The 24,239-nt window shown below is 34.5% G+C and carries 17 protein-coding genes; all 17 read left to right on the top strand.

The genetic code is table 11. The annotated features are described in order from the left end of the window. The gene (locus IRZ99_RS07100) at nt 1-1,626 is read left to right on the top strand and encodes a RagB/SusD family nutrient uptake outer membrane protein (protein ID WP_194656600.1); all 1,626 of its coding nucleotides are present in this window, start codon (nt 1-3) and stop codon (nt 1,624-1,626) included. Nucleotides 1,627-1,654: 28 nt separating this feature from the next. Continuing rightward, complete coding sequence (locus tag IRZ99_RS07095) at nt 1,655-2,779, top strand: SusE domain-containing protein (protein ID WP_194656599.1); 1,125 nt, start codon at nt 1,655-1,657, stop codon at nt 2,777-2,779. Nucleotides 2,780-2,836: 57 nt separating this feature from the next. Continuing rightward, nucleotides 2,837-4,018 carry a glycoside hydrolase family 76 protein gene (locus IRZ99_RS07090; protein ID WP_194656598.1) on the top strand — a complete coding sequence of 394 codons (1,182 nt, stop codon included), beginning with the start codon at nt 2,837-2,839 and terminating at the stop codon, nt 4,016-4,018. 145 nt (nt 4,019-4,163) lie between these two features. Continuing rightward, nucleotides 4,164-5,969 carry a glycoside hydrolase family 2 protein gene (locus tag IRZ99_RS07085; protein ID WP_194656597.1) on the top strand — a complete coding sequence of 602 codons (1,806 nt, stop codon included), beginning with the start codon at nt 4,164-4,166 and terminating at the stop codon, nt 5,967-5,969. Between the two features lie 10 nt (nt 5,970-5,979). Then, nucleotides 5,980-8,280, top strand: coding sequence for a GH92 family glycosyl hydrolase (locus tag IRZ99_RS07080; protein ID WP_194656796.1), 2,301 nt, complete (start codon nt 5,980-5,982; stop codon nt 8,278-8,280). Nucleotides 8,281-8,309: 29 nt separating this feature from the next. After that, nucleotides 8,310-9,740: a glycoside hydrolase family 125 protein gene (locus IRZ99_RS07075; protein WP_194656596.1), complete on the top strand. Its 1,431-nt coding sequence runs from the start codon at nt 8,310-8,312 to the stop codon at nt 9,738-9,740. Nucleotides 9,741-9,768: 28 nt separating this feature from the next. Next, a complete protein-coding gene (locus IRZ99_RS07070; RefSeq protein WP_194656595.1) occupies nt 9,769-11,949 on the top strand; it encodes a GH92 family glycosyl hydrolase in 2,181 nt (726 codons plus the stop codon). Between the two features lie 63 nt (nt 11,950-12,012). Then, nucleotides 12,013-13,974, top strand: coding sequence for a glycoside hydrolase family 97 protein (locus tag IRZ99_RS07065; RefSeq protein ID WP_194656594.1), 1,962 nt, complete (start codon nt 12,013-12,015; stop codon nt 13,972-13,974). Between the two features lie 42 nt (nt 13,975-14,016). Then, nucleotides 14,017-16,704: an alpha-L-rhamnosidase gene (locus tag IRZ99_RS07060; RefSeq protein ID WP_228519039.1), complete on the top strand. Its 2,688-nt coding sequence runs from the start codon at nt 14,017-14,019 to the stop codon at nt 16,702-16,704. A 57-nt stretch (nt 16,705-16,761) separates the two neighbouring features. Beyond that, a complete protein-coding gene (locus IRZ99_RS07055; RefSeq protein ID WP_194656593.1) occupies nt 16,762-18,087 on the top strand; it encodes a sugar porter family MFS transporter in 1,326 nt (441 codons plus the stop codon). 354 nt (nt 18,088-18,441) lie between these two features. Continuing rightward, on the top strand, nt 18,442-19,680 hold the full coding sequence (locus tag IRZ99_RS07050; protein WP_194656592.1) for an AAA family ATPase: 1,239 nt from the start codon (nt 18,442-18,444) through the stop codon (nt 19,678-19,680). Further along, a complete protein-coding gene (locus IRZ99_RS07045) occupies nt 19,667-20,311 on the top strand; it encodes an HNH endonuclease (RefSeq protein WP_194656591.1) in 645 nt (214 codons plus the stop codon). The genes IRZ99_RS07050 and IRZ99_RS07045 overlap by 14 nt, the downstream gene beginning before the upstream one ends. Before the next feature lie 172 nt (nt 20,312-20,483). Continuing rightward, nucleotides 20,484-20,912: a hypothetical protein gene (locus IRZ99_RS07040; RefSeq protein ID WP_194656590.1), complete on the top strand. Its 429-nt coding sequence runs from the start codon at nt 20,484-20,486 to the stop codon at nt 20,910-20,912. Between the two features lie 238 nt (nt 20,913-21,150). Further along, nucleotides 21,151-21,930 carry a hypothetical protein gene (locus IRZ99_RS07035; protein ID WP_194656589.1) on the top strand — a complete coding sequence of 260 codons (780 nt, stop codon included), beginning with the start codon at nt 21,151-21,153 and terminating at the stop codon, nt 21,928-21,930. Between the two features lie 183 nt (nt 21,931-22,113). Then, the gene (locus IRZ99_RS07030; protein WP_194656588.1) at nt 22,114-22,917 is read left to right on the top strand and encodes a hypothetical protein; all 804 of its coding nucleotides are present in this window, start codon (nt 22,114-22,116) and stop codon (nt 22,915-22,917) included. Between the two features lie 161 nt (nt 22,918-23,078). Further along, nucleotides 23,079-23,585, top strand: coding sequence for a hypothetical protein (locus tag IRZ99_RS07025; protein ID WP_194656587.1), 507 nt, complete (start codon nt 23,079-23,081; stop codon nt 23,583-23,585). Between the two features lie 160 nt (nt 23,586-23,745). Next, entirely contained in the window at nt 23,746-24,201 is a 456-nt protein-coding gene (locus IRZ99_RS07020) for a hypothetical protein (RefSeq protein WP_194656586.1), read from the top strand. The last annotated feature ends 38 nt before the right edge of the window (nt 24,202-24,239 follow it).

The raw sequence follows: 24,239 nt of genomic DNA, 5'->3' as shown, positions 1-24,239 counted from the left end.
ATGAAAAATATACTTAAACACATAAAATTTATACCGGCTGTATTATTATTGCTGGTAAGTTGTGAAAGCCTGGATCTTGCACCAGAGGATAGATTTACAGATTCTAATTATTGGACAAGTGTAAACAAGGCTCAGACTTTTTTGAACACTGCTTATTCACAAATGCAGAACAGTTCGAGATTCTTTTACAATGAAGCACTTTCTGATAATGCTTATAACGGAAGAGGAGATAACGAAGGAGCGGCATCTATTGCGGCAGGAATTTATGATCCTTCTTTAGGAAGAATAAAAGGCGAATGGAACGATCGATATTCAGGAATTAAAACCTGTAATTTAATTATAGAAAATATCGGACGCGTACCAGATGCAGATCCTGCTGTAATTGCCAGAATGACTGCTGAAGCGCGTTTTATTCGTGCATTTCAACATTTTCAGTTAACTACGTGGTTTGGAGATATTCCGTTAGTAAAGAAAGATCCTTCTCTTGAAGAGGCTTCCACTATTAGCAGAACGCCACATGCTGAAGTGGTTGAGTTTATATTAGATGAACTTGATGCTGCAATTCCAGCGCTTCCTAAAAATACGCAGTTAGTTCCTGCTGAAAGAGGAAGAATTACTGTAGGAGCTGCAGTGGCCTTAAAAGCAAGAGTCCTTTTGTATGAAAGCAGATGGGCAGAAGTGGCACAGGTGACAGAACAGTTTATGGCGAACACCTATGGTCAATATGCATTATTTGGTTCTTATGAAGGTTTGTTTGCAACACAAAACGAATACAGTAGCGAAGATATCTTGAGTTTGCAATATGTACCAATTGATAGAATGTGGGGAGAGTTTTTTGATATGGCACCAATTTCTGCCGGTGCAAGATTAAATGGCTTAGCACCAACTCAGGAATTAGTTGATAGTTACATAATGACTAACGGAAAAAGAATTAATGAAGCTGGTTCAGGTTATGATGAAAATAATCCTTATGCAAACAGAGATCCAAGACTTACCGGAACAGTAGTGTATGATCAATACAACTGGAAAGAAGCAGATGGAAGCTCTAAAACTATTTATATTAAACCGGGTTCTGATCCAAATACTGCTGCGCCTGATGAATATGCACAAGGATCATCAAAAACGGCTACAGGATATTATACGCGTAAATACTATGATTTACAGCATACAACCTCTTTAAATTCTGGTTTAAATTTAATGCTTTTCCGTTATGCTGATATTTTGTTGATGCATGCTGAAGCTAAAAATGAGTTGAACCAAATGAACAGTACAGTTTGGGATCAAACCATTAAGGCTTTAAGAACGCGAGCAGGATTTACAGATGGTGCAGCTTTATCCTATAATGCTTCACTAGGACAAACAGGACTTCGTGAAGTGATTAGAAATGAACGCCGTACAGAATTTGGAATGGAAGGTCTTAGAATATTTGATATCAGAAGATGGAAGATAGCTGAAGATGTTTTAAATGGTTATGCGCATGGAGCACAATTTGGTGTTTCTTCAGTAGATAATGGATACTTAAGAGTTAATTTAAGAACTTTTGATCCGGATAAACACTACTTATGGCCAATACCAAGAGACGAACGTTTGATTAATTCAAATTTAACTCAAAATCCAAACTGGTAAAATAATATCAATCTAAAAAAACAATAACATGAAAAATATATATTCAAAACTATTAATAGTTATTTGCGCAATATTTCTTGTAAGCTGCGACAACGACGAAACAATGAGCCACACGAATGTAAGTGCAGTTAATGCTCTTTATTCACCAGCTGATAATAAATTTTTTGATCTTGGAGCGCAAAGTTCTGCTATTTTTGAGTGGGAAGCTGCAAAGGCAGAAGATAACGGAGCGGTACTTTACGATGTAGTTTTTGATCGTGAAAGTGGCGATTTCTCTAAACCGGTTTACACAATCCCTTCAGATGGAAAAGGATTCCAAAATAAATTGAACATTTCATTTACTGAGCTGAACAAAATTGCTGAAATGGCTGGAATTCAATCTGAAAGTATTGGAAAATTAAAATGGACGGTTTATTCTACCAAAGGATTAAATGTTCAAAAATCTTCAGTATCAGGTATTATCGAAGTTCAGAGACCAGGCGGTTTCCCAACTCCGGACCAGTTGTTTATTACAGGTACAGCTTCTGAAAATGGAGAAACTGTTGCAGATGCACAGGCTTTCAAAAAAACTGGCGCTACTTCATTTGAAATTTACACAAAACTAAAGGCAGGTAGCTACAAATTTATAACAAGAAAAAATGGAACTCCTGAAGTATTTTATATCAGCGAAGCTAAATTAAAACAAGATGGAGCTACAACGTATGCCGGAGAAAGTAAAGTGTATAAAATAAAAGTTGATTTCAGCGATGGGTCAACAACTATGACCGAAATTAAAAAAATTGAATTGTGGTTCCCGCCACTTAGTTCTTATTTATTTGAATATACTTATTCTGGTGGAGGTATTTGGAAAGCGGCTAACAAGCACATTGATTTCAAAGTAGAATCATGGGGTAAAGATGAGCGTTATAAATTTAAGTTTACAGTTGTAAACGGTGATACAACATCAGAAGAATGGTATGGCAGTGTTAATGGAGACAATAACAGACCAGATGCCAGTACTGCGGCATCATACTGGTATATGGTACCGGTTACTAATGATTTCTGGAACAACTGTTTCAAATTTGCTACTGCAATTGATAATAGTGATGTAAATGCAGAAATTAATTTTAGCGCAGCTGCAACAGCATACACACACAGTTTTACAATTTTATAAATAATCAAGACGTCTCTCAGGGATTGTCTTTGAGAGACTTTTTTAAATAATAATAGTATGAAAAGATTTTTTTCAAAAAGTTATAGTATCCTGTTTTTGTCTATTGCCGGATTGGGGTTATTGACTGCATCTTGTGATGATGATCCAATTCCGTTACGTGATCCTAATGGGGTCGTTGCTCCTGAATTCGAATATACATGGGCGAAAACAGCAGATTCTTTACAGCTTGCTACTACTAATACTTATTTAGGTTCTAACGGAACTTATATCCAGAATAATACCGGTAATAGCACTTTCCATTATTGGCCTAATGCTCACGTATTGGATGTTCTTGTTGATGGATATTTAAGAACGGGTAATGAAAGTTACATTCCTAAAATGAAAGCTTTGCTACAAGGAATTAAAGTAAAAAACGGAAACACGTATAATAACGTTTTTAACGATGATATGCTTTGGCTTGCCAATTCTAGTCTTCGTGCCTATGATGCAACAAAAGACGCAGAATATAAAGAAGTTGCTGATTTTTTATGGGAACGAATAAAATTAAGCTGGAGCGATGTTTTTGGAGGTGGTATCACATGGAAACAAGATACTCCAATGCAAAAAAATGCAGTTTCTAATGGTCCTGCTGCTATTCTTGCCATGAGACTGTATGAAATTGACAAAGATCCTGAAGATTTAGAATGGGCCAAGAAAATTTATGCCTGGCAGAAGAAGAACCTTGTTGATCCTGTTTCCGGATTGGTTTGGGATAATATTTCAGAAACTAATGGTGTAATTACCACTAATAAAGACTGGGTATTTACCTACAATATGGGAACCTGGATTGGTGCTGGATTAAGATTGTATAAAGCAACAAATGATCAGACGTATCTTGATGATGCAGTTAAATCTGGAAGATCCGTTTTAACAAGCCCAAAATTAGTTTCAGAAGGTATTTTAAAAGATGAAGGCCAGGGAGATGGTGGTTTGTTTAAAGGTATCCTGGTAAGATATTTTACTGAGTTGACACAACAAGAAACTATCAACTCTACCGATAAAGAAAAATTTGCTGATTTCATGAAGTTCAATGCTGAAACATTCTATAAAAAAGGAATTTTAAGACCAGCTATGCTTTCAGGAAATAATTGGAAAGTTGCGCCTGCAGCTGGTGCCAATGTAGATCTTACCACTCAATTAAGCGGCGTAATGCTTATCGAAGCTGCAGCTAAGCTTGATAAAGATGGATATTTTGATTAAGTAAGTAAGTTTGTTTGTTTAGTAATTTTTGTAACACCTGAAGGAAATAAACATCCTTCAGGTTTTATATTATTTTGCCTTATTATTTGCTAAGAAAAAACACATTTTTAGGATACTTCTAAAAATTCAAAAACATAATTTCATAATGAAGAATAAATTAATAGTTATACTTTGTCTTTTTGTTGGATTTACCTCTTTTGCACAATGGAAACCACAGGGAGATAAAATAAAAACCAAATGGGCAGAACAGGTAGACCCAAATCATACGTTGCCTGAATATCCAAGACCTATAATGGAAAGGAATCAATGGAAAAATCTTAATGGTTTATGGAATTATTCAATACAGCCAGTAGGACAAACAGCACCAAAAGGATACGATGGAAAAATACTCGTTCCGTTTGCTGTTGAATCAAGCCTTTCGGGAGTAATGAAATCTGTAGGATCAGAAAAAGAAGTTTGGTATGAAACCAATTTCACAATTGATAGTAATTGGAAAAATCAGGATATTTTATTGCATTTTGGTGCAGTAGACTGGAAAACAGAAGTATGGATCAATAATGTAAAAATTGGTACGCATACAGGAGGTTTTACACCTTTTACATTTAATATAACACCATTTTTAAATGGTAAATCGCAAAAATTGGTTATTAAAGTTTGGGATCCAACAAGTGACGGAACACAACCACGAGGCAAACAAGTTAAAAACCCGGAATCGATTTGGTACACACCAGTTTCTGGTATCTGGCAAACAGTTTGGTTAGAGCCCGTAAATAAAAAACACATCACCAATTTAAGAACAACTCCGGATATTGATCGTAATACAATTAGTATTAATGCAGAATTAGAAGGAAATACAGCCGAAGATATCGTTGAAGTTACCGTATTGGACGGAACAAATGTAGTTGCTTCTGAAAAAGCGGTTGCAGGTCAAACGTTGGATATTGTCCTGAACAATCCAAAATTATGGTCACCGGATAGTCCGTTTTTATATGATGTTAAAGTAAAATTTAGCAGCAAAGGAAAAATTGTGGATGAAGTGAAAAGTTATTTTGCAATGCGTAAGATATCTTCTAAACGTGATGCTAATGGTATTGTAAGAATGCAGCTCAACAATAAAGACTGTTTTCAGTTTGGGCCTCTTGACCAGGGATGGTGGCCTGATGGATTATACACTGCTCCGACTGATGAAGCTTTAAAATATGACATAGTTCGAACTAAAGAACTAGGTTTTAATATGATTCGTAAACACGTAAAAGTAGAGCCTGCAAGATGGTATACACACTGCGACAAACTCGGAATTATGGTTTGGCAGGATATGCCAAGCGGTGATGAAGGTCCAATTTGGCAAATGCATAAATATTTTGAAGGCACTGAACTAAAAAGAACAGCTCAATCTGAGGAGACATACAAAAAAGAATGGCGCGAGATTATGGATAATTTATATTCTTATCCAAGTATAGTAGTCTGGGTTCCATTTAACGAAGCCTGGGGACAATTCAAAACGGTTGAAATTACAGAATGGACAAAAAACCACGATCCGAGCAGATTAGTAAATTCTTCAAGTGGAGGAAATCACTTTCAAACCGGAGATATTTTAGACATTCATCATTATCCGGGACCGGAATTGAAATTATACGATGCCCGAAGAATTACGGTTTTAGGAGAATATGGCGGTATAGGCCTTCCTGTAAAAGATCATCTTTGGCAAACCGATAAAAATTGGGGATATACTCAGTTTAAAAATACAGATGAAACAACGGCTAAATATAAAGAGTACGCTGATCAGTTAATTAAATTGGCTAAAGTAGGATTTTCGGCAGCTGTGTATACACAAACAACTGATGTTGAAGGAGAAGTAAACGGTTTTATGACCTACGATCGCAAAGTAGACAAAATGAATTTTTCTGAAGTAAATAAAATAAACCAAGAAGTAATTAATTCTATTAAATAATTGAATTTTGATAAAAACTAAGTACATCAGCGTTATTAAGATTGCAGTATTACTGGCTTTTGGTTCGGTAAATGCGCAAAACTCAGAAATAATAACGCCACAGCAGCCTGTTGACTGGGTCAATCCATTAGTAGGAACAGATTCAGATTATGGAGTATCAAATGGTAATACCTATCCTGCCATTGCAATGCCATGGGGAATGAATTTCTGGACACCACAAACTGCCGGTATGGGTGATGGTTGGGCTTATACTTATAAATCAACGAGAATTAAAGGATTTAAGCAAACACATCAGCCATCACCATGGATGAATGATTACGGTCAGTTTTCGATTATGCCCGTAACAGGTGAATTAAAATTTAAGGAAGAAGAAAGACAAAGTTGGTTTTCGCATAAATCGGAGACAGTGACACCTTATTATTACAGTGTCTATTTGGCTGATCATAATGTTACAACTGAAATCACTCCAACTGAAAGAGCTGCAAGATTTAGATTTACTTTTCCGGAAACGGATAAAGCATACGTTGTTATCGACGCTTTTGACAAAGGATCTTACGTGAAAATTATTCCTTCTGAAAGAAAAATTATCGGCTACACAACTAAAAATAGCGGTGGAGTTCCAGAGAATTTTAAAAACTATTTTGTTATCGTTTTTGATAAAGATTTCCAGATAAATTCAACTTTTAACGGGAATGTTTTAGGAGCAGCTCTGGAAATGAAAGCTGATCATGCCGGAGCCGTAATTGGTTTTAAAACAAAAGCAGGCGAAAAAGTAAATGCTAAAGTTGCCTCTTCTTTTATAAGCCATGATCAGGCTGAACTGAATTTGAAAGAGATTGGTAAAGACAATTTTGATGAGTTAAAAGAAAAAGGAAAAGCAGTCTGGAACAAAGAATTAGGAAGAATTAAAGTAGATGGAGGAACACCGGATCAAATGGGAACTTTTTATTCCTGTTTGTACAGATCACTTCTTTTCCCAAGAAAATTTTATGAATTCGATAAAAACAAAAAAGTAGTGCATTACAGTCCGTACAACGGAAAAGTTTTGCCTGGCTATATGTTTGTCGATACCGGTTTTTGGGACACTTTTAGAGCTTTATATCCATTTCTTAATTTGATGTATCCGGAATTGAACACTCAAATGCAGGAAGGCCTGTCAAATGCTTTTAATGAGAGCGGCTGGCTTCCGGAATGGTCAAGTCCTGGATTACGAGATATTATGGTAGGAAATAATTCGGCATCAATTGTATCTGAAGCGTATTTAAAAAGCGGTAAAGTAAAGAATTATGATATCGAAAATTTGTATAAAGCGGTTATACATGGCGCGAACAATGCAGGTCCGCTAAAAGCGGTGGGACGCGCCGGTGTTGCGTCTTACAATTCTCTGGGTTATGTGCCTCATGACGAAATCAACGAAAGCGGCGCCAGAACCCTGGAATATGCCTATGACGATTTTGCTATCTATCAATTGGCAAAAGCGTTAAATAAACCACAGGCAGAAATTGATTTATACAAAAAACGCAGTTTAAATTATAAAAACCTTTTTGATCCGAAATACAAATTAATGCATCCTAAAAATAAGGATGGGAAATTTATGGAACCTTTCGATCCTTTTCAATGGTTTAATGGATTTACAGAAGGTAATAGCTGGCAGTATTCATGGTCAGTTTTTCATGATGTACAGGGTTTAGTTGATTTGATGGGAGGAAAAGAGAGCTTTATTTCTCAATTAGACAACGTTTTTTCTTTGCCACCCATTTTTGCTGAAAAAAATTTTACAGGCGGTATGGTTCACGAAATGAGAGAAATGCAAATTGCAAACATGGGACAATATGCACACGGAAACCAGCCTATTCAGCATATGATTTACCTTTATAATTATGGAGGAGAACCGTGGAAAGCACAATATTGGGTTAGAGAAACGATGAACAGAATGTATCATGCGACACCAGATGGCTATTGCGGTGATGAAGATAATGGCCAGACTTCAGCATGGTATGTTTTTTCCTCTTTAGGATTTTATCCGGTTACTCCGGCTTCAGATCAATATGCATTGGGGGCACCACTGTTTAAAAAAGTTACAATTCAGCTTGAAAACGGTAAAACCATAACAATTAATGCTGCTGCCAATAGCGATCAGAATAGATATATTAAAGACATGAAATTGAACGGACAGCCGTATACAAAAAACTGGCTGAGCCATTCTGAATTAATGAAAGGTGCGACACTTGATTTTGACATGTCAGAAACACCAAACAAGAAAAGAGGAATAAACAAAGAAGACTTTCCGTATTCATTATCAAATGAATAACGAAAAGCTAATCTTTTAAAATACACAAAATGGAAAGAAGAAAATTTATCCAAAACACCGTTTTATTTAGCAGTTTAGCGCTCATAGATCCTATGGAAATAGTTGCTGGTACAAAAGCGATTAAAGAGTTCCCTATTGTCAGGGTTGCTAAAGACAAAAGAAATTTTGAAAGCGATTTTATTGAAAAAACAATCGTTGAGTTTCAAAAAAATGTAAAAGACAAAGAATTAGGATGGTTATTCAATAACTGTTTTCCAAATACCCTTGATACTACCGTAACGTATTCGCAAAAAAGTGGGCGACCAGACACTTATGTTATAACGGGTGATATTGATGCCATGTGGTTAAGGGATAGTTCTGCCCAGGTTTGGCCTTATATGGCTTTCGCCGGAAAAGATGCCAAACTGAAGAATCTTATTGTCGGTGTAATAAACAGGCAGACAGAATACATTTTGAAAGATCCGTATGCGAATGCATTTTATAACGATCCAAATAAAAAAGGGGAGTGGACAACAGATCATACCGATATGAAACCGGGTGTTCACGAAAGAAAATACGAAATCGATTCGCTTTGCTACCCAATCAGACTGGCATACAATTATTGGAAAAATACCGGAGATGTTGCTCCATTTGATGAAAACTGGGTAAGGGCAATTAAAAGCACTTTAAAGGTTTTTAGAGACCAACAGCAAAAAGACGGAAAGAATCCTTATACATTTCAAAGAACGACACAGTTTGCTACTGATACACGACCTTTAAAAGGTTATGGTTATCCGGTTAAACCGGTTGGCCTGGTTTGTTCGGCTTTCAGACCGAGCGATGACGCAACTGTTTTTTCTTTCCTGATTCCGTCAAACTTTTTTCTTGTAGCCAGTATGAATCAGGCTGCAGAAATGTTGGACACCATTAAAAAAGACAATGCAACTGCAAAAGAATTAAGAGATTTAGGAGCAGAGGTTTCAAAAGCTATTAAAGAACATGCAGTAGTTAAACACCCTAAATACGGAGATATTTTTGCATTTGAAGTGGATGGTTTTGGAGGTCATTTATTAATGGATGATTCTAATGTGCCGAGTTTATTAAGTTTACCGTATTTAGATGCGATTGATGTTAATGACCCGACGTATCAAAATACCCGAAAATTTATTTTCTCAGAAGATAATCCGTTTTTCTTTAAAGGAAAAGCAGCAGAGGGAGTTGGCGGACCACACGTTGGTATGGATATGATTTGGCCTATGTCGCTTGTCATGCGAGCGTACACCACTTCTGACCAAAATGAAATAAAAGAATGTATCAGAATGTTGAAAGGCTCACATGGCGATACCGGTTTTATGCATGAATCTTTTCATAAAGATGATCCTAAAAATTTCACCAGATCCTGGTTTGCATGGACAAATACCTTATTTGGGGAATTGTTGTGGGACACCTATAAAAAGAATCCAAAATTACTTGAGTTATAGTTTTTAACCGATTTTAATTTTTTATAAAATGATAAAATTTAACAAGAATATAGTTCTTGCGGCACTGTCTATGTCAATTTTTGGCTTTAATGCGGCAGCTCAGAAATCTGGAGGAGGTCTTTCAAAAGGAAAATACACAGCTTTGGTAAATCCGTTTATTGGAACTGCGCCTTTACTGGACACTAAAATAATTGGTTATACACCACCAGCAAATATGCGTGTCTGGGCAGGTTTGGTATTTCCGGGATCTTCTGTTCCAAACGCAATGGTACAGCTAAGTCCAATGACAAAATACAGATCCGGTGCGGGATACGAATATGAAGATACAGAAATTTTAGGTTTTACGCATACCAACAAAGGACATTGGAATTTGTGTCATATTCCGCTTTTACCAGTTTCGGATGGCGCTTCTTTTCCTTATAAATCATCCTTTAGCCATGATCAGGAAAAAGCAAGTCCGGCTTATTATGAAGTATATTTAAAAGAGTATGATGTTCAGGTAAAACTGACTTCAACGCTACGTTGTGGTGTACACGAATATACTTTTAAAAACAACAAAGGCAGAAAAGTGCTTTTTGATCTCGGAAAAGCAAACAATCGTGTAGACGACTGGCAAATTAAGATGGAAGGCGCCAATGCGGTAAGTGGTTTTCAAAGAACCGGAGGCGAAAAAATATATTTTTATGCGACTTTGAGCAGTCCAATTGAAAAATTAGATACCAAAGATATCGCAAAAAGCGGCGGTTATACTTTAGTAAATATTAAAGACGGCGATACTAAACCGGTTACGGTTAAAATCGCACTGTCATTTGTAAGTACAGAAAATGCAGCTGAAAATCTAAAAACTGAGGTAGGAGATAAAACACTGGCAAAAGTTTTTGATGAGGGAAGTACCAAGTGGGAAAACATGCTTTCTAAAATTCAAGTCAAAGGCGGAACAGAACAACAAAATGTTATGTTTTACAGCATGTTGTACAGATCATTTTTATGGCCTGCTTTACGAAGCGATGTAAATGGCCAGTTTATAGATGATGCCGGTAAAGTACGTAAAGAAAATTACCACTATTACACATTACCTTCCTTATGGGATGATTACAGAAATAAACTGGTTCTGCTAAGCATTTTTTCTCCGGATGTTACGGCTGATGTAATCAGTTCGATTATTAACGAAGGTGAAATAAAAGGTTTTATTCCGACATTCTTTCATGGAGATCACGCAGCCTCTTTTATTGCAGGTTCGTATATGCGAGGAATCAGGAATTATGATGTTAAAAAAGCGTATCAGTTATTATTGAACAACGCTTACAAAGAAGGCGGAACAAGGCCTCATATTGCGGAATATATTGCTAAAGGTTATGTTCCGGAACAAGATATTAAAGATCCAAAAGTAGAAACAGTAGCAAATGCCGCTGTTACTAAAACCTTAGAATATGCTTACGACGATCACGCACTTTCACTATTGGCCAAAGAGTTGAATGATACAGAACATTATAATGACTTGGTTAAACGTTCTAAAAATTATGCAAACGTTTTTGATAAATCAACCACTTTTATGAGAGGAAGATTAGCAGACGGTTCATGGATAACGCCTTTTAATCCTGAGTTTCCATATTATGAATATATGTACAGAGAAGCAAATGCATGGCAGTTATCCTTTTTTGTTCCTCATGATATGCCAGGCTTAGTGCAGCTTTATGGAGGGGCAAAACCTTTTGAAGCAAAATTAGACGAGTTCTTTACAAAACCTTGGAATCCAAGTTATATTGCGTGGAATATCTCTGGATTTATTGGTCAATATTGCCACGGAAACCAGCCGGATCATGAAGCGCCGTTTTCTTATTATTTTGTAAACAAACCTGAAAAATCGCAAAAAAGAATAGACGAAATTTTAGATACAATGTACGGAATTGGGCCAGAAAAACTGGCTATGAGTGGTATGGATGATGCGGGTGAAATGTCCTCGTGGTATGTGTTTGGTGCATTAGGACTTTACCCGTTATCGCCTGCCGATCCTGAATATATTGTTACCGTTCCTATTTTTAAGGAAGTAGCGTGGACAACTCCTGCAGGAAAAAAAGTAACAATAAAAAATCCTAACGGAAAAAGAGATTTAGAAGCCATTAAAGTAAACAACGCTAAAATTGATGGCTATTTCATTTCACACGATTTGTTTAAAAATGGTGGCGAAATACAAGTCATAACGAAGTAATAGATAGTAATAAAATAACGTCCCATTTTTCGTGGGACGTTATTTATATAAAAAATGTTTTTGATGAAAAATTTAAAATTATTTGCTTGTTTATTTTTGCTTTTTGGGCTTTCTAATACCTATTCGCAGAAAACAAATTTTGAAGTTGCATCACCAAATGGTGAATTAAAAATAGCCATCACTTTAAGAGATAAAATCTATTATTCGATTGCAGCAGGAAATGAAGAATTAGCCACAAAGAATCATTTGGGCTTAGTACTTAAAAATGAAACTTTAGGACTAAATCCGAAGTTAGCAGGAAGCAAAACCGGAAAAGTAAATGAAGTTATAAAACCGGCCATTCCGCTTAAATTTTCAACCGTAGCAAATGTTTATAATTATTTGCTGCTGAATTTTAAAGGAGGATATTCAGTTGAATTTCGTGCTTTTGATGAAGGTGTGGCGTATCGATTTATAACGGCCAAAAGAGGAGAAATTGAAATACTAAATGAAGATTTTACGGTTAATTTCCCAACAAATTATCTGCTTCATTTGCAACAGGCAGGAAGTTTTAAAACTTCTTATGAAGAAGAATATTCACATATTAATGCAAGTGATTGGAAATCTTCTGATAAAATGTCAACACTTCCTGTTTTGGCAGATTCAAAAAAACAATACAAAATATTAATCAGCGAATCGGATTTGTCTGACTATCCTGGAATGTTTTTAAAAGGAACCGGAAGCGGCGTTGTATCAACATTTCCAAAAGCACCTTTAGATTTTGGACCAGACGGCGACAGAAGTCTTAAAATTTTAAAAGAAGCAGATTATATTGCAAAAACGACCGGAACGCGACATTTTCCGTGGCGTTATTTTGTCATTACTAAAAATGACAAACAACTTATTGAAAACACAATGACTTTAAAATTGGCTCCAAAAAGTCAGGTTCAGGATCCTTCCTGGATAAAACCGGGACAAGCCAGCTGGGAATGGTGGAACGGTGCAACACCATATGGTCCGGATGTGAATTTTGTGTCTGGTTATAACTTAAATACCTATAAATATTTTATTGACTTTGCTTCAAAATTCGGTATTGAATACATCATTATGGATGAAGGCTGGGCTAAAAGTACAGAAGATCCTTATTCGCCTAATCCAAATGTTGATGTTCAGGAATTGATTCGATATGGGAAAGAAAAAAAGGTTGGAATCGTATTATGGTTAACATGGTTGACGGTAGAAAAAAACATGGAACTTTTTAAAACTTTTAAAGAATGGGGAGTAGCCGGAGTAAAAATTGATTTCATGGATCGCAGTGATCAGGTGATGGTTAATTATTATGAAAAGGTAGCTAAAGAAGCGGCAAAATATCAAATATTGGTTGATTTTCATGGTGCGTTTAAACCGGCTGGTTTAGAATATAAATACCCAAACCTGATTTCGTATGAAGGCGTAAGAGGAATGGAGCAAATGGGAGGCTGTAAACCAGATAACAGTGTATATCTTCCTTTTATGCGCAACGCCGTTGGCCCGATGGATTATACACCCGGAGCTATGATCAGCATGCAGCCTGAGGTTTACAGGTCTGAACGACCTAATTCTGCGAGTATAGGAACACGTGCGTATCAGCTTGCTTTGTTTGTAGTTTTTGAAAGTGGTTTGCAAATGCTTGCTGATAATCCAACCAATTATTACCGCGAAAAAGAATGTACCGAATTTATAACCTCAGTTCCAACAACCTGGGATGAAACGGTTGCTCTGGAAGCGCAAGCCGGTCAATATGCCATTGTAGCCAAAAGAAAAGGTTCAAAATGGTTTATTGGCGGAATAACCAACAACGCTGAAAAAGAACGAAATTTCAAATTAAATCTAAACTTCTTAAAAGCTGGAAAATCGTATAAAGTAACTTCATTTGAAGACGGTATCAATGCAGGATATCAGGCCATGGATTACAGAAAAAAGAACTTTACTATTAAAAGTAATGAAAGTATTGAAGTTAAAATGGTGAAAAATGGCGGTTGGGCCGCTGTTTTAGAAGAAATTTAAATGGAAATATTGCATTACAATTCAAAAGAATAAAATTTAATAATGATACAACACAAACGCACTATATTTTTCCTTTTTCTATTAATAAATTTAGTGGGCTTTTCTCAAACGCCTGTAAATCTCAATTGCGAACATCTTGTAAATCCATTGGGAATTGATGTGCCGCAACCCAGATTTTCATGGCAATTAAAAAGCAATAAAGATGACGTAGTGCAAACGGCCTATCAAATAGAGATAGCAACGGATTCGATCGCTCTTATTAAAGAAAAGGCATTGGTTTGGACTTCTGGAAAAGTAGCTTCAGAAGCTATGTTAATTTCGTATAATGGAGCAGTTCTTCAATCTTTTACAACTTATTTCTGGAGAGTAAAAGTCTGGAGCAATAAAAACAAGATGGAAGTTTCAAAAATAAATCGTTTTGAAACCGCCATGTTGCAAGCTAGTGACTGGAAAGGAAACTGGATATCAGATTCTCATGATAAGAATTATAAGCCGGCACCGTACTTTAGAAAGGAAATTACAACAGCAAAAACGATTAAAAAGGCTCGTGTGTATGTCACGGCAGGTGGATTATATGAGTTTTATATCAATGGAAAAAAAGTTGGAAACCGAATGCTGGATCCGATGTTTACAAGATATGATCGTCGAAATTTGTATGCTTCTCTAGACATTACAGCTTATTTGCAACAAGGGAAAAACGCTTTTGGATTGTTATTAGGAAACGGTTGGTACAATCATCAATCGACCGCGGTTTGGAATTTTGATAAAACAAATTGGCGAAACCGTCCGGGTTGTCTGGTCAATATCAGAATTACCTATTCGGATAACACTACTGAAACGATAGTAACAGATGAAACCTGGAAAACAGCAGATAGTCCTGTAATTTTCAATAGCATTTATACGGGCGAGCATTATGATGCCCGAAAAGAAATAAAGGACTGGAACAAACCTAATTTTGACGATCACAATTGGAATAAAGCGATACTTGTCACATCTCCTTCCTCCAAACTAGTGTCACAACAATTGCATCCTATTCGGGTAGTTGCGAAGTTAAAACCCGTTAAAATCAACAGAATAAACGATACTTTAAGTGTTTATACATTCCCACGAAATATTGCGGGAACGGTTGAAATTTTAATAAAAAAGGCGCTTCCCGGAACTGTTTTCAGAATAAAACACGCTGAACGTTTGTATAAAAACGGCATGGTCGACCTTTCCAATATCGATTTACATTATCGACCTACCGACAATTCAGATCCTTTTCAAACGGATATTTTTATTGCAAAAGGTAATGCGAAAGAGAGTTTTTCTCCAAAGTTTAATTATAAAGGATTTCAGTTTGTAGAAGTAACATCAAGCAAGCCTTTTAAATTGGATGAGGATAATCTATTGGCATTAGAAATGCACAGTGACGTTCCGGCTGTGGGGAAAATTAAAACTTCTAATCCCGTTTTTAATAAAATATGGGAAGCTACAAACAGCAGTTACCTCGCCAATTTATTTGGTTATCCAACCGATTGCCCGCAACGCGAAAAAAACGGATGGACAGGAGACGCCCATACGAATGTTGAAACTGGATTGTATAATTTTGACGGAATTACCATTTACGAAAAATGGCTTGCAGATCATCAGGACGAGCAGCAAAGTGATGGTGGAATTTCAAATATTATTCCGAATCCGGGAGCATTTGGTTATGAATTTGCGACAGGTCCGGATTGGACCAGTTCGATTGCTATTATTCCATGGAAAATATATGAGTTTTATGGAGATGACAGCCTTTTATCAAAAATGTATCCGAATATAAAGCAATATGTAGATTTGATTGATAAACGGTATCCAACCGGAATCACCGACTGGGGATTAGGAGATTGGGTTCCTGTCAAAAGCACAAGTTCTAAACCGCTTACTTCTACCATGTATTATTATACAGATGTGATGATTTTGGCCAAAACAGCAAAACTGTTAGGAAAAACAAGCGATGCAGATCACTATTTTAAATTGGCAGACAAAATCAAAAATATGTTCAACGAGCAGTTTTTGAATAAATCAACTTATTTGTACTGCAGCGGCACTCAGACAGAATTATCCGGTCCGCTTTATTGGGGATTGGTTCCCGACGAATTCAGGCAAAAAGTAGCCGATAATTTATATAAAAAAGTTCAGGAAACTAATTTTCATCTTGACGTTGGTTTACTCGGAACTAAAGCGATACTGAATGCATTAAGCGAAAACGGCTATGCAGATGCCGCTTATAAAATGGCTTCACAAGAAGATTTTCCGTCCTGGGGTTATTGGATAAAAAATGGAGCTACTACCTTATTTGAAAATTGGCCACTAAATGTGGAGAAAAATGACGCTTCGATGAATCATATTATGTTTGGAGAAATAGGCGCATGGATGTATAAAGGAATAGGAGGGATTTTTCCTGACGAAAATGTACCGGGCTTTAAACATATTATTTTAAAACCAAATTTTGTAAAAGGACTTGATTATTTTGAATCAGAGCATACATCGCCTTATGGAAAGATTGTATCCAACTGGAAAAGAAAAAAGAAAAAAATAATTTACAAAGTAACTGTTCCGCCAAATGCTACCGCAACGCTGTATTTAGAAAAGAATAGTACTGTTAGTTATAATTTCAATGCTATAAACGGCACTAGCGAAGAAGGATTAAATAAAGTTATTCAACTTAAATCAGGTACGTATTCCTTCAAAATTGCCACAGAATAATTTCTTAGGTTCTGCTTAGCCAAATCGTTCTATTACTTAACTTTTAAAAAACGTATTATGAATAAAATATTATTATGGTCTGTCACTGCTGCTTTAGCCGGGTTTTTATTTGGATTTGACACGGTTGTAATTTCCGGTGCCGATAAAAAATTACAGGAAATATGGCATACATCCGATGTTTTTCATGGATCAGTCGTAATGGCGATGGCCTTATGGGGGACGGTTGTAGGAGCCATTTTTGGCGGAATTCCAACGAATGCCTTAGGGAGGAAAAAAACGCTTATTTGGATTGGTGTTTTGTTTTTAGGATCTGCTATTGGTTCCGCTTTCGCTGAAGGTCCCTTGACGTTTGCCTTTTTTCGTTTTCTCGGCGGACTCGGAATTGGTGCATCCACTATAGCTGCGCCGGCTTATGTCTCTGAAATTGCTCCCGCAAAAGACCGTGGAAGATTGGTTTCCCTGTATCAGTTTAATATTGTCTTAGGAATTTTGATAGCCTTTTTATCGAATTATTTGTTGAGAGATGCAGGTGAAAACGCCTGGAGATGGATGATTGGTATAATGGCTTTTCCGGCCTTTTTTTACACCATTATCGTCTTTACAATTCCGGAAAGTCCAAGATGGCTATTATCAAAAGCAAGGATAGCAGAAGCTAAAACGGTTTTAGAAAAAATAGATCCACAGGCAAAAATTGAGGATCTAATGCAGGAAATGCATTTAGGAGCAGGTGAAAATGAAGATAAAAAAGGAGAAACCATATTTTTAAAAAAGTATAGATTTCCTTTAATGCTCGCTTTTTTAATTGCATTATTCAATCAGTTTTCAGGAATCAATGCCTTTTTATATTATGCGCCAAGAATTTTTGCCGAAGCAGGATTAGGCGAAAGTGCTGCCTTAATGAGCAGTGTAGGAATTGGAATAACCAATCTGGTATTTACGCTTTTTGGTGTGTTTCTAATTGATGTCCTGGGAAGAAAAGTCCTTATGTATATTGGTTCAATTGGCTACATTATTTCATTAGGACTTGTATCAGCAGCTTTTTTTCTAAAATGGGAAGGAATGCAGGTTCCTATTTTTTTATTCTTGTTTATAGCTTCACATGCAATAGGGCAGGGTGCCGTGATCTGGGTTTTTATTTCAGAAATTTTCCCGAATCATTTAAGAGCCAGTGGTCAGGCTTTCGGCTCTTCCACACATTGGGTGTTGGCTGCTATTATTCCATCAATGATTCCGTTTCTGTTTTCTACAATTGGTGCCGGCGTTGTGTTTTTGGTTTTTGCTATAATGATGGTGTTTCAATTACTTTTTGTAATTTTTATAATGCCGGAGACAAAAGGAAAATCTTTAGAAGAACTGCAGGAAACTGTATTTAAAAAGCAATAACAATGACAATTACAATAACAATGACAATTACAATGACAACGGCAATAACAATGGCAATGTAAAATAGCAATATCAATAATAAATAACATTAGCTTATTGTATCTTAAAGTAAAAGCTCCAAAATCAATTGATTTGGAGCTTTTTTTGCATAGCCACTCCTTCCTGTAAATGCTAAAAAACATCAATCAAATTAAAAGTCTTTTGGATATTTTATAGTCAAAAAAAATATATATTTGAAAATAAATAAAGTATGACGTTTGTCATTCATATCTATCCACGATTGGGTGGCTTTGTATGATTTGGTCATACATATATACTAGTTGGGCATAATTTTAAAAACACACAGACAACATAATGAAATTCAATAAATTAATAATTAACGATTGGAAACAATTTGAGAAAATTGAAATAGATTTCCATCCCAATTTAACAGTTTTAACTGGAGCAAATGGTTCTGGAAAAACAACAGTTTTAAACCTTCTAGCTAGACATTTTGGATGGACAATTAATGAATTAGCAACACCAGCGAAAGATGAAAAAACTGGTTTTTTTAGATTTTTTAGTAGATGGTTTAAAACTGATAATGAAAAATCATCTAATGAACTTGGTCTAATTACTTATTCAAATGATGTAAAAAGCTCATTAGTTTTGCCCACAAATAATGATCAGGCACAATACAATATTCAAATAACAAATATGCAGGAAATGAAAGGGTTGAATATTCCTTCACATAGGCCAGTATTTTTTTATCAACCTGTGCCTCATATATCAACTCAAAAAAGAACTAAAGAACAGGCATATCAACTCGCTTATCAAAGCTCGTTTTATAAAAACTATTCTGAAAATTCAGGAATGAAAACTACAAATTATTATATTAAAGAAACCCTATTAAATTGGGCAATGGGTGGTAATGGAAATGAATTCATAGAACCTGACCATGAATTGAGGGAACACTTCATAGGTTTTGAAAAAATACTTTTAAAAATACTTCCAGAATCTATTGGATTTGAGAAAATATCAATTAGGAATTATGAAATAGTTTTAATAACTAAAACGGGAGAATTTATGTTAGATGCTGTTTCTGGCGGTATTAGTGCAATAATTGATTTAGGTTGGCAAATATTTAATTACTCGGGCAAAGAAAACCAACAAATAACTGTGCTAATAGACGAAATTGAGAATCATTTACACGCTACTCTTCAACGTTCAATTTTACCTTCCATAATTGAAGCTTTTCCAAATGTTCAGTTTATAGTTTCTACTCATAGCCCCTTAATTGTTGGTTCAGTTAAAGATTCGAACGTTTATGCATTTAGGTATAATCAAAATAACAAAATCTACAACGAATATTTAGACTTAATTAATAAAGCAAAAAATGCGAATGAAATTTTGAATGAGGTTCTTGGTGTACCATTTTCTATGCCTATTTGGGTTGAAAACTCTTTGAACGATATTGTAGAAAAATATAGTAATTCTGAAATTTCACCAGATATTTTTAAAGCAATGAGAACAGAATTAAGAGAACTTGGACTTGAGAATTTAATGCCTACTGCAATGGATAAAACAATTGAGAAGTTAGATGGTAAAAATTAATAAATCAGCAGAACCAAATATATTAACTTTAAATAAAGTTAATTGGACAACAGACCTTTTAGGTTTTATAAATAGAAATGAAAAAGTACCACCAAACGTTTCTAGTAGATATAATCAAGATGATATCAAAAAAACATTAAGGGATGAATGCAATAATAAGTGTATGTACTGCGAAAGTACAATTGCACACGTTTCATATGAACATATTGAACATATAAAACCAAAAGCTAAAACAAAGTTTCCTGAGCTTACATATGAATGGATGAATTTGGGTCTTTCCTGCCAAATTTGCAATATGAATAAAGGAGATGAATACGATTTGAACCTTCCGTTTATAAATCCATATTTAGAAAATCCTTCTGACTTTATTTTTGCACTCGGTCATTTTATATATAATAAACCCGCCAATACTAAAGGAGAATTAACTAAAAGACAATTAAAATTAAACAGACCTGAATTATTAGAAAGACGTCAGGAACGACTAGAATCGATAATACGATTAATTGAAAGATACCACGCAGAAACTAATCCGACCTTGAAAAATGCAATTAGGTCGGAAATAGAATTTGAAGTAGGTTACGAGAAACCTTACTCATTGTGTGCAAAATCAATTTATGATGCGATGATGTAAAAAAAACTATGCCCAACACACGCTACAAGCAATTTGGGCAGTTGACATAATGGAAAAATTGGTTTGTATTTGGCAAATTTGGCAAATCCGAAGATAAGGCTTAATTAATCCCAAACTGCTTGTAGCGCGAGAACGTTATGGGTAACTTTAGGAAAACGTACAAATAAAGAAAATGCACAGAATAAATTACAATAAGTTTAATGTTATACTATACTTTACTGGCGGAATATTATTTTACGTTGCACCTACAGTTTTATTATTTTTAAATGCAACTAAATCCCTTAGTTTTATTCCACCAATAATTTTGATATTAATTGGAGGTTATTTCTATTTTAGAATCACAAAAGCTTTTCTTCATATAATCATTAATAAACCAATGATTGTGTTTACTAAAGAAGAGTATATTGATAATTTTAACGGTGTAAATGTAAAATGGAAAGATATAAAACTACTTTCATTTGAGGAAAACAAGTCACCATTTGTTGTTTTTTATTTAGACCAAAATTCATTATTCTACAATCAAATAACAAATCCTTTAATACTTTTATTTTATAAGTTTGAAGCTTATTCTGGAAAGTCTTTCCGAACAAATATTTGCTAAAGGAAAAAACTCTGAAATCTACAAAGAGATTGAAAAAGAATATCAAAAATCAAAGAAATAAAAGCTACCCATAACAGCCACTACAACGGATTTGGGCAATAGGCTCAATGGAAAGTTGGTTTTGTATTTGGGATGATTTGGCAAATCCGAAGAATGGGCTTAATTTAGTCCCAAACCCGCTGTAGTGCCAAGAGGTTAGTGGCTAGTTTCACATAAATCGCATAAAAACAGAACTTAAATGAATAAACTCATTTATATTACGACTTTCATATTGTTGTCTTTTACCTTAAAAGCACAGACAAAAATTAACTTTGAAAAAACTCTTAAAATAGAACATATTTATGGAGATGAAAGTTATGTAGCAGAAGAAATGAAGTTTGAAATTAGAAATGGAAAAATTTATGGTAAAATTACCAATCCTAATAAGGATGCTTTATTAAATTCTGAAACTAAACTAAACGAAAACGATATTAAAACTTTAAACTCTTTTTTGCAATTAGTTGATAAATACCAAAATAATTGCCAAGAAAAATTCACAAGCTCTTTTGTACAATACTATACAATAACTAAAGACGGAAAGGAAATAAAAATATATAAGTTTTGTAACTGGGAAAATCTAAAATATTCTGATATTAAACAAAATATTTTTGGAGAATATCTTAAAAACCTTGAAAAGAAAAAAGAAGTCTTAAATAATGAACTTTTCACTTTTCTCAACGGTTATTGGAAAGGAAACATACGATTTGACAAAGTAGACAATGGGCCAGAATACAAAGTAGAAAAAATTCAAAATATTAATTCTAAAGAAGAATATTTTGAGTTCAAAAAAAACAATAAATTGTTGCTTCATCTAAATCAGAAAACTGTTTTTTATGAATATAGAATTGATTTTCTCGATGGAAAAAAATATTTAAGCATGTTTGGGGACGGAAAAAAAAATGGCGAAGAATTTGTTTATGGTCACAGATTTTTAATTATGTCGTTAAACAAAAATGAAATGAAACTGAAACGCTCGTAAAAAAAACCAGCCACTAACACACGCTACAAGCAATTTGGGGATTAGGCTTAATTTGAAATTGGTTTTGTATTTAGAAGATTTGGCAAATCCGAGAATAGGGCTTAATTTAGTCCCAAACTACTTGTAGCGCGAGAACGTTAGTGGCAAGCTAACGGCAGAATTGAATAAATAAAAATCATATTTATGGACAAAATTAGAGGAAAATTCGAAGTCATTTTAGGTTTCGTTACTCTTGTGGTTTCTTTAAGTGCATTTAAAGATGAATTAGCACTCGTTGAAATTGAATTAGGTTATTCTACTATAACATTAGCAAAATACTTATTATATTCAGTTTATGGTTTCTCTATTTGTTTGTATTTGTATACAATCGAACTAGTCGTAAGAGAAACTAAAATTGGAAGTTGGAAGATTTTTAATTATTTTTTATGGATTGCTTATGTTTTATTCGCCTTTATTCTAATCACTCCTATTTTACTTCTTTTTAATATAATTGCTTTTAAATTGTACGTTAATTATATTAACCAAAATAATATTAAAGCAGAAAGTTTTAGTAAAATTTCTTCAATAATCACTCTTAGTATACAATTGGTTATTGCAATCGCAACAGCTATAACATATAGAAAAGAGCGGAAAATAAAAACTCAACAAAGTATTGAAAATCAAGAAATCATAGAGCTTGACAATGCAAACAAACTTTTTAGCGATGGTTATTATTCAAATTCAATTTTAGAATCATTCAAAGTATTAGAAACTCATCTTTACAAAAAACTTACTGATAAAGATTACAGAATACCACGTCATAAAATAAATGATATTATAAAGATTGCGATAAAAGAAAACATCATTACCCAAGAAGATATTCCTGCAATAAATGATATACGCGGAATGAGAAACGCTACTGCTCATACAGACATAGAACACACTAAACAGCAAGCGGAATTTTCACTTGAATTTGTAAAAGAATTAATTAAACGAAATGGAAAATAGCCAGCCACTAACAGCTACTACAACGGATTTGAGCAATTGGCTTAATGGAAAGTTGTTTTTGTATTTGGGATGATTTGGCAAATCCGAAGAATGGGCTTAATTTAGTCCAAAACCCGCTTATTACCAGAATGTTATACCATATTTTAAACACGTAACTGCAAATGGAAGAAATAGCAGAACAAAGATTAATAATCGATATTGAGCTTGCGCCAAATGTAGACGATGTTTACACAGGAAAGTGTCTTGTAGCAAACTCTGAAATAGTTATGCTTCTAAATTTTGATGAAGAAAACGGAGAGTTTGACGGATATACTATTGTAAAAAATAGTGACGTTGAAAAATATAGAACTTGGGAAGAAAAAAATTACGCAGAGTTGAAAAAAGACAATTCAGAAAGTTTGATAGCTAACATTAATTTGAATGAATTTAAAGATTTAGAGAAATCATTGAAAAGCTTAGTTTCAGAAATAGTGTCAATTTTTACATATGATGATGATGATTCATTTCTTGTTGGTAAAATATTATGGGCTACAAATGATTCAGTTGAATTACATTTAATTGACGAAGATTCGAATTGGAGTGAAAACGAAATTATAAAACTAAGTGATATTAGTTATCTCGGTTTTGATACAGAATACGAAAGAAAAATAAAGAAAAACGTGGTATAACAGCTACAACGGATTTAGGCAATTGGCTTAATTGAAAGTTGGTTTTGTATTTGGGATGATTTGGCAAATCCGAAGAATGGTCTTTAGTTTAATCTTAAATATATTGACTGTTAAAGAGTTAGAAGTGATTGTTCCGAAATTGGACTTTTAAAAAAAAACTATGAAAAAAATATTATTTATCTGTTTGATTTTTCAATTCCAAATTTCTTTCGGGCAAAATGTTAGTATAGAGATTTCTGATCACTATCGTGAGCTTGATGGGAAAGCATATGCAACATATCAATTTGTTTGTGCAAGTTATAGCTCTTCAAGACCAACTTTAGTCATTTTAACTAATAAAGATTTATCATTTGAACTTTCGGATAAATTATCAATTTTATACAAAGCAAAACAGGAATATACAGATGTTTGGATATTAGGAATAACTGATTTCAATCAGAAAAATGCTTCAGAAGTCGACAAGAAAATAATTGATAAGTTTTTAAAACAAATAATAAAATATCGTTCAGACAATAATTTACCTCCAGATACGCTGGAAAGTTTGGAAACAGACAAGATTATTATTGAAAAGAAAGAGGAAATCTGTAAATACTTGATGTGTAAAAACAAAATATAAAAGCGCCTGCAAAAATGGGAAGCCAAAAAATCGGAATC

Origin of the sequence: Flavobacterium sp. LC2016-12, from assembly GCF_015351595.1 — a bacterium.
Classification (GTDB): domain Bacteria; phylum Bacteroidota; class Bacteroidia; order Flavobacteriales; family Flavobacteriaceae; genus Flavobacterium.
This window is presented reverse-complemented; position numbering and strand designations above follow the sequence as displayed.